Here is an 11,292-nt window from a genome sequence, read left to right on the forward strand (position 1 = left end):
ACGGCACGAGGGGTTTTTTGTTGCACAGGCACCAGCCGAACAACGCCCAAACCTCGCCAAAACCCTCAGCATCGAGAAGAGAATGCCGATGACCGAGCAGGCCACCGGGGGCCATCACCCGCAGCCGCGGCCCCGATCCGGAGGACAGCAGTCCGCGCCCGAGCACGTCACGGGTGCGCAGTCCCTCATCCGCTCTCTCGAGGAGGTCGGCGCCGACACGGTATTCGGTATTCCGGGTGGTGCCATCCTTCCGGCGTACGACCCGATGATGGACTCCACGCGGGTGCGCCACGTGCTGGTGCGGCACGAGCAGGGCGCCGGCCACGCGGCCACCGGCTACGCCCAGGCCACCGGCAAGGTCGGCGTCTGCATGGCGACCTCGGGACCGGGAGCCACCAACCTGGTGACCCCGATCGCGGACGCCCACATGGACTCGGTGCCGCTGGTCGCGATCACCGGCCAGGTCGCCTCCAAGGCGATCGGCACCGACGCCTTCCAGGAGGCGGACATCGTCGGCATCACCATGCCGATCACCAAGCACAACTTCCTGGTCACCAAGGCGGAGGACATCCCGCGGGTGATCGCGCAGGCGTTCCACATCGCCTCGACCGGCCGCCCCGGCCCGGTCCTGGTCGACATCGCCAAGGACGCCCTCCAGGCGCAGACCACCTTCTCCTGGCCGCCGGTGATGGACCTGCCCGGCTACCGCCCGGTGACCAAGCCGCACGCCAAGCAGATCCGCGAGGCCGCCAAGCTGATCACCTCCGCCAAGCGGCCCGTCCTGTACGTCGGCGGTGGCGTCCTCAAGGCGCAGGCCACCGCCGAGCTGAAGGTCCTCGCCGAGCTCACCGGGGCGCCCGTCACCACCACTCTGATGGCGCTCGGCGCGTTCCCCGACAGCCACCCGCAGCACCTGGGCATGCCCGGCATGCACGGCTCCGTGGCCGCCGTCACCGCCCTGCAGAAGGCCGACCTGATCGTCGCCCTCGGCGCCCGCTTCGACGACCGCGTCACCGGCAAGCTGGACAGCTTCGCCCCGTACGCCAAGATCGTCCACGCCGACATCGACCCCGCCGAGATCGGCAAGAACCGCGCCGCCGACGTGCCGATCGTCGGGGACGCCCGTGAGGTCATCGCCGACCTGATCCAGGCCGTGCAGAAGGAGCACAGCGAGGGCCACCAGGGCGACTACACCGCCTGGTGGAACGACCTGAACCGCTGGCGCGAGACCTACCCGCTCGGCTACGACCTGCCCGAGAACGGCACGCTCTCCCCGCAGCAGGTCATCGAGCGCATCGGGCAGCTCGCGCCGCAGGGCACGATCTTCGCCGCGGGTGTCGGCCAGCACCAGATGTGGGCCGCGCACTTCATCCAGTACGAGAAGCCCGCGACCTGGCTCAACTCGGGCGGCGCCGGAACCATGGGCTACGCGGTCCCGGCCGCGATGGGCGCGAAGGCCGGCGTCCCGGACCGTACGGTCTGGGCGATCGACGGCGACGGCTGCTTCCAGATGACCAACCAGGAACTGACCACCTGCGCCCTGAACAACATCCCGATCAAGGTCGCCATCATCAACAACGGCGCCCTCGGGATGGTCCGCCAGTGGCAGACCCTCTTCTACAACCAGCGGTACTCCAACACGGTGTTGCACTCCGGGCCCGAGGACGTCGACCCGGCGGCCAGGGGAACCCGCGTCCCCGACTTCGTGAAGCTGTCGGAGGCCATGGGCTGCTACGCGATCCGCTGCGAGTCCCCGGACGACCTGGACAAGGTCATCGAAGAGGCGAACTCCATCAACGACCGCCCCGTGGTCATCGACTTCATCGTCCACGAGGACGCGATGGTGTGGCCGATGGTCGCCGCCGGCACCTCCAACGACGAGATCATGGCCGCCCGGGACGTCCGCCCCGACTTCGGCGACAACGAGGACGACTGAGAGAGAGCTGAGTCAAGAACCATGTCCAAGCACACCCTCTCGGTCCTGGTCGAGAACACCCCCGGCATCCTCGCCCGGATCGCCGCCCTTTTCTCGCGCCGCGGCTTCAACATCGACTCGCTCGCGGTCGGTGTCACCGAGCACCCCGACATCTCCCGCATCACCATCGTGGTGAACGTCGAGGACCTGCCCCTGGAGCAGGTGACGAAGCAGCTCAACAAGCTCGTCAACGTGCTGAAGATCGTCGAGCTGGAGCCGACGCAGGCCGTGCAGCGTGAACTCGTTCTGGTGAAGGTGCGCGCCGACAACGAGACGCGCTCCCAGATCGTCGAGATCGTCCAGTTGTTCCGCGCGAAGACGGTCGACGTCTCCCCGGAGGCCGTCACCATCGAGGCCACCGGGTCCGGCGACAAGCTGTCGGCCATGCTGAAGATGCTGGAGCCGTACGGCATCAAGGAGCTGGTTCAGTCCGGCACGATCGCGATCGGCCGCGGCGCCCGTTCGATCACGGACCGGTCCCTGCGGGCCCTCGACCGGTCGGCGTAAGACGGTGTCCGGGCGGCCGGGGACAACCGGCCGCCCGTATTCCGAGACCCCGAAACTTCCCTTCCGCCCGCCGTCATACGGTGGGACGCAACACCTGCACTCAAGGAGAGAACCCAAAGTGGCCGAGCTGTTCTACGACGCTGACGCCGACCTGTCCATCATCCAGGGCCGCAAGGTCGCGGTCATCGGCTACGGCAGCCAGGGCCACGCCCACGCGCTGTCGCTGCGCGACTCGGGTGTCGACGTCCGTGTCGGTCTGCACGAGGGCTCGAAGTCCAAGGCGAAGGCCGAGGAGCAGGGCCTGCGCGTGGTGACCCCGGCGGAGGCCGCCGCCGAGGCCGACGTGATCATGATCCTGGTGCCGGACCCGATCCAGGCCCAGGTCTACGAGGAGTCCATCGCCCCGAACCTGAAGGACGGCGACGCGCTGTTCTTCGGCCACGGCTTCAACATCCGCTTCGGCTTCATCAAGCCCCCGGCCGGCGTGGACGTCTGCATGGTCGCCCCGAAGGGCCCGGGCCACCTGGTGCGCCGCCAGTACGAGGAGGGCCGCGGCGTTCCCTGCATCGTGGCCGTCGAGCAGGACGCCTCGGGCAACGCGTTCGCGCTGGCGCTGTCGTACGCGAAGGGCATCGGCGGCACCCGCGCCGGCGTCATCAAGACGACCTTCACCGAGGAGACCGAGACCGACCTGTTCGGTGAGCAGGCCGTCCTCTGTGGTGGCACCTCGGCGCTGGTGAAGGCAGGCTTCGAGACCCTGGTCGAGGCGGGCTACCAGCCGGAGATCGCCTACTTCGAGTGCCTGCACGAGCTGAAGCTGATCGTCGACCTCATGTACGAGGGCGGCCTGGAGAAGATGCGCTGGTCGATCTCCGAGACCGCCGAGTGGGGCGACTACGTCACCGGCCCGCGCATCATCACCGACGCCACCAAGGCCGAGATGAAGAAGGTCCTCGCCGAGATCCAGGACGGCTCCTTCGCCCAGAACTGGATGGACGAGTACCACGGCGGTCTGAAGAAGTACAACGAGTACAAGAAGCAGGACTCCGAGCACCTGCTGGAGACCACCGGCAAGGAGCTGCGCAAGCTCATGTCGTGGGTGAACGAGGAGGCGTGACCTCTGATGCGGCGGTGCCCTTTGCCGGGGGCACCGCCGCATTATTCTTGTTGTCCACACCGGCCAGCCACGTCCGGGTGATCCTTCCGCGCAGGCGCAATACGCCCCTCGCCGCGCCACTAGACTGCTGCACAACAATCGCGTCAGGCCCACAGCGTCGTGCGTCTTCCACGCGGCAAGCACCCCTCCACCGCCAGCGGCCGTCGGGACGGCCGTCCGCATTGGACATGTGAGGACTCACGTGAGCTCGAAACCCGTCGTACTCATCGCTGAAGAGCTGTCGCCCGCGACCGTCGACGCCCTCGGCCCCGACTTCGAGATCCGCCACTGCAACGGCGCCGATCGGGCGGAGCTGCTGCCCGCGATCGCCGACGTCGACGCCATCCTGATCCGCTCCGCGACGAAGGTCGACGCCGAGGCCATCGCCGCCGCGAAGAAGCTGAAGGTCGTCGCGCGAGCCGGCGTCGGCCTGGACAACGTGGACGTCTCCGCCGCCACCAAGGCCGGCGTGATGGTCGTCAACGCCCCCACCTCGAACATCGTGACCGCGGCCGAACTGGCCTGCGGTCTGATCATTTCCACCGCCCGCAACATCCCGCAGGCCAACGCGGCGCTGAAGAACGGCGAGTGGAAGCGCAGCAAGTACACCGGCGTCGAGCTCGCCGAGAAGACCCTCGGTGTCGTCGGCCTCGGCCGCATCGGCGCGCTGGTCGCGCAGCGCATGTCCGCGTTCGGCATGAAGGTCGTCGCCTACGACCCCTACGTCCAGCCTGCCCGGGCCGCGCAGATGGGCGTGAAGGTGCTGTCCCTGGACGAGCTGCTCGAGGTCTCCGACTTCATCACCGTCCACCTGCCGAAGACCCCCGAGACGCTCGGCCTGATCGGCTCCGAGGCGCTGCACAAGGTCAAGCCGAGCGTGCGCGTCATCAATGCCGCGCGCGGCGGGATCGTCGACGAGGAGGCGCTGTACTCGGCGCTCAAGGAGGGCCGCGTCGCCGGTGCCGGCCTCGACGTGTACGCGAAGGAGCCGTGCACGGACTCGCCGCTGTTCGAGCTCGACCAGGTCGTCTGCACCCCGCACCTCGGCGCCTCCACCGACGAGGCGCAGGAGAAGGCGGGCATCGCGGTCGCCAAGTCGGTGCGCCTGGCGCTCGCCGGCGAGCTGGTGCCGGACGCGGTGAACGTCCAGGGCGGTGTCATCGCCGAGGACGTCAAGCCGGGTCTGCCGCTCGCCGAGAAGCTCGGCCGCATCTTCACCGCGCTCGCGGGCGAGGTCGCGGTCCGGCTCGACGTCGAGGTGTACGGCGAGATCACCCAGCACGACGTCAAGGTGCTCGAACTGTCCGCGCTCAAGGGCGTGTTCGAGGACGTCGTGGACGAGACGGTGTCGTACGTGAACGCCCCGCTGTTCGCTCAGGAGCGCGGTGTCGAGGTGCGCCTGACCACCAGCTCGGAGGCCACGGACCACCGCAACGTGGTCACCGTCCGCGGCACGCTCGCCGACGGCGAGGAGGTCTCGGTGTCCGGCACGCTGGCCGGCCCGAAGCACCACCAGAAGATCGTGGCGGTGGGCGACTACGACGTGGACCTGTCGCTCGCCGACCACATGATCGTGCTCCGCTACACCGACCGTCCCGGTGTGGTCGGCACCGTGGGCCGCATCCTCGGCGAGGCCGGCATCAACATCGCGGGCATGCAGGTGGCCCGCGACATCGCCGGCGGCGAGGCCCTCGCGGTCCTCACGGTCGACGACACGGTGCCCCAGAACGTGCTGACGGAGGTCGCGGAGGAGATCGGCGCGACGTCCGCCCGCTCGGTGAACCTGGTCTGACGGCGGTACGCACGACAGTCGGGGCCCGGCCACCTCAGGGTGGCCGGGCCCCGACTCGTCATCCCGTCGTGTCACTCCTCGGTGCCGCGCACGTGGATCCGGCGCAGGCTCGTCGCCGCCAGTGCCGCCGCCCCCACCAGGACCACCGCCCCGGCGATCGCGGCCCCGTGCATCCCGGCGGTGAACGCCTCCCGTGCCGCGGCCAGCAGCTCCGCTCCCGCCCGGCCCGGCATCCCGTGGGCCACCGCGAGCGCGCCGCCCAGCGTCTCGTGGGCCGGGGCCGGGGCCGAGGCCGGGATCTCGTGGCGGTAGACCGCCGTACCGATCGAGCCCAGGACCGCCATCCCCAGCGCGCCGCCGAACTCCGCGCCGGTCTCCAGAAGGGAGGACGCGGAACCCGCCCGCTCGACCGGGGCCGCGCTCATCGCGAGGTCCGTCATCTGGGAGATGGCGATGACGATCCCGGAGGCGAGGACACCGCAGGCCGCGAGCACCAGCCAGAGGGAGTCGGTACCGGCGAGGACGAGCATTCCGTAGCCGGCCGCGGCGATCGTGAACCCGGCCGTGACGACGTAGGCGCGGTTGACGCCCTTCTGCACCAGCTGGGTGGCGATCGGCGCCGCCATGCCGATCGGCACGGAGGGGAGCAGCGCCCACAGCGCCGCCTCCATCGCGCTCTTGCCGAGCACCGACTGCAGGTACTGTGTGGTGAAGAAGGCCGAGCCCATCATCCCGAAGGACGAGATCAGGTTGAGGACCACGGCGGGCGCGAAGCCCCGGCCGCGGAACAGGGCGGGGGAGATCATCGGCGAGGCCGTGGTGCGCTGGCGGTACACGAACAGCGCCGCGAACAGCAGGCCCACCGTCACCGCCAGCACGTACTGGGCGTGCCAGCCCTCGGCCGGGATCTCCTTGAGGCCGTAGATCACCGGCAGGACCGCCGCCATCGACAGCGGCACGCTGAGCAGGTCGAAGCGGCCGGGCTCGGGGTTCTTCGACTCCGGGAGCAGGAACGGACCGAGGACCAGCAGCAGGGCCATCGCGGGCAGGTTCACGAGGAAGACCGATCCCCACCAGAAGTACTCGACGAGGACGCCGCTCATCACGGAGCCGAGCGCGATGCCGGCCGTCATCACGCCGGACCACAGGCCGATCGCCTTCGCGCGCTGACCGGGGTCGGTGAACATCGTGCGGATCAGCGCCATCGTCGACGGCATGAGGGTGGCGCCGCCGATGCCGAGCACGGCGCGGGCCGCGATCAGGGTCTCGGCACTGTCGGCGTAGGCCGCCAGAAGTGAGGCGCCCCCGAAGGCGGCGGCCCCGAGCAGCAGCAGCCTGCGGCGGCCGATCCGGTCGCCGAGCGAGCCCATCGTCATCAGCAGCCCGGCGAGGACGAAGGCGTAGATGTCGAAGGTCCACAGCTGCTGGGTGCCGCTCGGCTCCAGGTCCGCGCTGATCGCGGGGATCGCGAAGTAGAGGACCGAGACGTCTATCGAGACCAGCAGCAGCGGAAGCATCAGGACGCCCAGGGCGGTCCATTCACGGCGGCCGGCGCGGGTTCCGGCGGGCGGTGCGGCCGGGGTCGTGCTCGTCGGGTTCGTCATGCCAGGGACTGTACGGGCGTCTTAAACGGTTGTCTAGTACGGTCGTATAAATCGAACGTCTAGGACGAATGTATGGATCGGAGTAGGGTGGCGGCATGGGACACCGTGAGGATCTGCTCGAGGGCGCCAAGCGCTGCCTGCTGGAGAAGGGGTTCGCGCGCACGACGGCGCGCGACATCGTCAGGGAGTCGGGGACGAACCTGGCGTCGATCGGCTACCACTACGGGTCGAAGGACACGCTGCTGGTTCAGGCGTATGTCTCCCTGGTCGAGGAGATGGGGGACCGCTTCGAGCCCGGCTGGGGGGCGGGCGGTACGACGGCGACTCCGCCGGATTCACTGGAGCGCTTCCGCGAGGTGTGGTCGAACGTCCTGCGTACCCTCCCCGAGTCGCGGGCGATCTGGCTGCTCAGCTATGAACTGCTCTTCCAGGACGACCGCCTGGGGGACGTGCGCCGGTTGCTGGCCGAGGCTCAGGAGCAGGGGCGCGCGGGGATGATCTCGATGTTCAACGGAGTCCCGGAGGAGCAGCTCGACAAGGAGACCATCGACACAGAGGGCCGCTTCTACCAGACCCTGCTCCAGGGGCTGGTGGTGCAGTTCCTCTTCGACCCCGACTCCGCGACCGACGCCGACCAGCTCACCGAGGGACTGCGCCGCGTCATCGCGGGGGCCGCGAAGAGCTGACGCGTCCGTCAGCGGGTGGTCAGCACCATCCGGAAGCGGGCGGCGCCGGAGAGCATCTTCTGGTACGCCTCGCCCGCCTGGTCCAGGGGCACCGTCTCGACCATCGGGCGGATCCCGTGCAGGGCGCTGAACGCCATGGTGTCCTGCACGTCCTGCGCGGTGCCGGACGGGTGCCCGCGGACGACCCTGCCTCCCGTGATCAGCTGGACCGGGCTGATCCCCATGGGATCGGGAGACGCGCCGATGACGACCAGCTCGCCGCGGTGCGACAGCCCGTCCACGGTCGCCGTGATGGCCTCGGCGTTGCCGGCGGTGGCCAGGACGACCTTGGCGCCGCCGAGGGACTGCAACGCGTCCGCGACGGAGGTGTCCGCCGTGCTGTCGACGTAGTGATGAGCGCCGAGTTGCTTGGCGAGCTCGGCCTTCTCGCCCCCGCGTGCGATCGCCACCGTCTCGAAGCCCATGGCGGCCGCGTACTGCACCCCGAGGTGGCCGAGCCCACCGATGCCGAGCACCGCGACCAGGTCCCCCGGCCGGGCGGAGCTGCGCCGCAGCCCGTGGAAGGTGGTCACCCCCGCGCAGGCCATGGGCCCGGCGTCGGTCGCCGCCAGCGCGTCGGGGATGCGGGCCAGGGCGTCGGCCGGCGCGATCACCGCCTCGGCGAAGCCCCCGTCGTACGCCCAGCCGGGCACCTTCAGGTTCTGGCACACGACGAAGTCGCCCTGCCGGCAGGGCGTGCAGTGGCCGCAACTGCCCCCGAACCAGCCCACCGCCACCCGGTCGCCCACCTGCCAGCCCCGCTCCCGCACGCCGTCGCCCTGCTCCTCGATGCGCCCGGCGATCTCATGCCCAGGCACCACCGGGAACGTGACGCCCGGCAGCCCGGCGTTCACGAAGAAGGCGTCGCTGTGGCAGATCCCGCACGCGTCCACGGCCACCCGCACATGGCCGGGCCCAGGCTGCGGCACCTCGCGCTCGACGACCTCGAACGGACCGCCGGCGGCGGCCACCTGCGCGACTCGATACGTACTCATGGGCTCTCCCCGGAAACGGGTACGACTGGTCCCCCGCAACCCCAGCAGACCAGCTTCGGCCCGATCCCGCGCGCCGGAGGGGAGAAATGAGCGGGCGTGTCCTACAGTCGCGCCCCCTTCAGCGCCATGTGCAGCAGCAGACGGTCCTCGCCGTCGTCCAGGTCCAGGCCCGTGAGCTGTTCGACGCGGGAGAGGCGGTAGTACAGGGTCTGGCGGTGGACGCCCAGTTCGGCGGCCGTGCGGCCCGCCTGGCCCGCGCAGTCCAGGAACACCTCGGCGGTGCGGGCCAGTTCGCGGTGGGCGGGGGTCAGCAGGGCGCTGACGGCAGGGTCGTGGGCCGCCTGCGGCGGCAGCGACGTCAGCAGGCGGTACGGGCCGATGGCCGACCACTGGGCGATCGGCCCGAGCCGGGGCTCCGCCAGGGCCGCGCGGGCCGCCGCCGACGCCTCCTGCCAGGCCGCGCCCAGCTCGGCGAGGCCGTGCCGGGCGCCGGCCACTCCGGCCGCGGAGCCCCGGGCGCCGGCCACCCCGGCCGCGGAGCCCGCGCCTTGGTGCCCCGCTTCCCGCAGCAGCCGGGTGGCCGCCGTCAGCGCCGGGGTCAGCACGTCCGCCGAGCGCAGCCGCACCAGCAGCGCGAGGCTCTGGCCGGTCTCCCCCACTGCCTCAAGGGCGTGGGAGGTACCCCCCTCCCACGGCACCGTGCACAGCGCGGTCGCCGCCGGGATCGTCCGGGCCGACGGCGCGTCGTCCGGGTCGGCCGAAGGCCAGGGGGCGATACAGACCACCGTGTGCAGGCCCTCGCCGCGCGCGCCCAGCGCCGTCCGCAGCTCGGCCACCGCCATGTCCTGCGGCCAGCCGCGCTCCGCGGTCAGCACCACGCGCAGCTCACGCGTCACCTCCGCGCCCGCCTGCGCCTCCTCCGCGAGCAGGTCGCCGATCCGCGCCGCGATCTCCATCGCGGCGGTCAGCTGCACCTCGGACGGGCCGGGTTCATCGACGAGCAGCCACACATAGCCGAGGACGACACCCCGATGGCGTACCGGCAGACAGATCCTTCCCCGGTACACGCCCGCCTCCGGAGTGGGCGGGATCCGCACCGGTCCGGTGGCGCGCGCGATGCCGAAGCCCTCGAACCACTTCCGCACCGCCGCCGTGGAGCGGCGCGTGAGGATCGAGCGGGTGCGCACGGGGTCGAGGGACGCCTCGTCGAAGTCGCCCTCGCTGTCGTACGCGGCGAAGGCGATCAGCTCGAAGTCCCGGTTCTCCAGGGTCGCCGGGGCGCCGAGCAGCGCGGAGATCTCGTCGACGAGCTCCTGGTAATCGCCGCGCCCTGCCTTGAAAACGTCCGCCACAGGGGCATTCTCCCGCATTTTTCCATCCCGCTCATACATCTGTCTGAGATCCAGGGCACGGATGCGTGACAGCTGTCGATGGCCGACGATCGGAGGGGTCCTTAGGTTTCACGGTGGTTCTCCGTGCCGTCCCCGAATGGTCGGGTCGCGGCCCCTTGCCCGTTCTGTGGAGGTGCCCCGTGCTGGGTCCCGTGATTCTCGCCGCGTCGCGCAGCGACCGGATGCGACGCCTGATCTCGGCGGCCCCGGTGACCAAGCAGGTCGTCGACCGCTTCATCCCGGGCGAGACGGTGGACGACGTCGTGCCGATCATCCTGGACCTCACCGGCAAGGGGCTTGAGCTGACGATGGACGTCGTCGGCGAGGACATCACGACCCCCGAGCAGGCCGCGGCCGCGCGCGACGCCTACCTGGAGCTGATCGACCGGCTGGAGCCCCTGGAGCTGGGCACCCGCGCCGAGATGTCGGTGAAGCTGTCGATGTTCGGCCAGTCCCTCTCGTCGTCCACCACCGCCCTCAACCGAGGAGCCTCCGGGCCCGCCCCTACATTTCCGGACGGCCACGAGCTGGCCCTCAAGAACGTCCGTCCGGTCGTCGAGGCGGCCGCCGCGATCGGCACGACGGTCACGCTGGACGCGGAGGACCACACCACCCTCGACTCGATGTTCGCCATCCACGAGGAGCTGCGGAAGGACTTCCCGCAGACGGGCTGCGTCATCCAGGCCTACCTCTTCCGCACCGAGGCCGACGCCCGCCGCCTCGCCGCGAGCGGCAGCCGCGTGCGTATCGTGAAGGGGGCGTACAAGGAGCCCGCGTCGGTCGCGTACCAGAACAAGCACGAGAGCGACAAGGCGTACGTCCGCATCCTGAGGACCCTCATGGAGGGCGAGGGATACCCGATGATCGGCTCCCACGACCCGCGCCTGATCTCCGTCGCCCAGGAACTCGCCCACCGCGCCGGGCGCAAGATGGACGAGTACGAGTTCCAGATGCTCTACGGCATCCGCAGCGAGGAGCACCTGCGCCTGGCCGCCGAGGGCCACCGCATGCGCGTCTACACGGCGTACGGCACGGACTGGTACGGCTACTTCATGCGCCGTCTGGCCGAGAAGCCGGCGAACCTGCGCTTCTTCGTCCGCTCGATGGTCAGCAAGGGCTGAGCCCGCACCCCCGCTCGCAACACCGC

The 11,292-nt window shown here is 70.3% G+C and carries 9 protein-coding genes; 6 read left to right on the forward strand and 3 right to left on the reverse strand.

What is annotated here, in order from left to right; genetic code table 11:
• Positions 1-88: 88 nt before the first annotated feature.
• The 4 genes from AB0N14_RS08340 (at position 89) to serA (ending at position 5,430) form a co-directional block, all read left to right on the forward strand.
• Complete coding sequence (locus tag AB0N14_RS08340; protein WP_366024914.1) at positions 89-1,936, forward strand: acetolactate synthase large subunit; 1,848 nt, start codon at positions 89-91, stop codon at positions 1,934-1,936.
• Between the two features lie 21 nt (positions 1,937-1,957).
• Positions 1,958-2,482: an acetolactate synthase small subunit gene (ilvN, locus tag AB0N14_RS08345; protein WP_366024915.1), complete on the forward strand. Its 525-nt coding sequence runs from the start codon at positions 1,958-1,960 to the stop codon at positions 2,480-2,482.
• 118 nt (positions 2,483-2,600) lie between these two features.
• Positions 2,601-3,599, forward strand: coding sequence for a ketol-acid reductoisomerase (gene ilvC, locus AB0N14_RS08350; protein ID WP_366024916.1), 999 nt, complete (start codon positions 2,601-2,603; stop codon positions 3,597-3,599).
• Positions 3,600-3,840: 241 nt separating this feature from the next.
• Positions 3,841-5,430 (forward strand): phosphoglycerate dehydrogenase, encoded by a 1,590-nt coding sequence (gene serA / locus AB0N14_RS08355; protein WP_366024917.1) that lies wholly within the window; start codon positions 3,841-3,843, stop codon positions 5,428-5,430.
• A gap of 71 nt (positions 5,431-5,501) precedes the next feature.
• On the opposite strand, the gene AB0N14_RS08360 is transcribed toward serA, so the two are convergent.
• The gene (locus tag AB0N14_RS08360) at positions 5,502-7,034 is read right to left on the reverse strand and encodes an MFS transporter (RefSeq protein ID WP_366024918.1); all 1,533 of its coding nucleotides are present in this window, start codon (positions 7,032-7,034) and stop codon (positions 5,502-5,504) included.
• A 95-nt stretch (positions 7,035-7,129) separates the two neighbouring features.
• On the opposite strand from AB0N14_RS08360, the gene AB0N14_RS08365 reads away from it, so the two are divergent.
• Positions 7,130-7,720, forward strand: a complete 591-nt coding sequence (locus AB0N14_RS08365; protein ID WP_366024919.1) for a TetR/AcrR family transcriptional regulator — start codon at positions 7,130-7,132, stop codon at positions 7,718-7,720.
• An 8-nt stretch (positions 7,721-7,728) separates the two neighbouring features.
• Here AB0N14_RS08365 and AB0N14_RS08370 read toward each other — a convergent pair whose 3' ends face one another.
• Both AB0N14_RS08370 and AB0N14_RS08375 read right to left on the reverse strand, forming a co-directional pair.
• Entirely contained in the window at positions 7,729-8,754 is a 1,026-nt protein-coding gene (locus tag AB0N14_RS08370) for an alcohol dehydrogenase (protein ID WP_366024920.1), read from the reverse strand.
• 101 nt (positions 8,755-8,855) lie between these two features.
• Entirely contained in the window at positions 8,856-10,124 is a 1,269-nt protein-coding gene (locus tag AB0N14_RS08375) for a helix-turn-helix domain-containing protein (RefSeq protein ID WP_366024921.1), read from the reverse strand.
• Between the two features lie 161 nt (positions 10,125-10,285).
• On the opposite strand from AB0N14_RS08375, the gene AB0N14_RS08380 reads away from it, so the two are divergent.
• Entirely contained in the window at positions 10,286-11,266 is a 981-nt protein-coding gene (locus tag AB0N14_RS08380; RefSeq protein ID WP_366024922.1) for a proline dehydrogenase family protein, read from the forward strand.
• Positions 11,267-11,292: the final 26 nt, after the last annotated feature.

Origin of the sequence: Streptomyces sp. NPDC051104, from assembly GCF_040682835.1 — a bacterium.
GTDB lineage: Bacteria > Actinomycetota > Actinomycetes > Streptomycetales > Streptomycetaceae > Streptomyces > Streptomyces cynarae.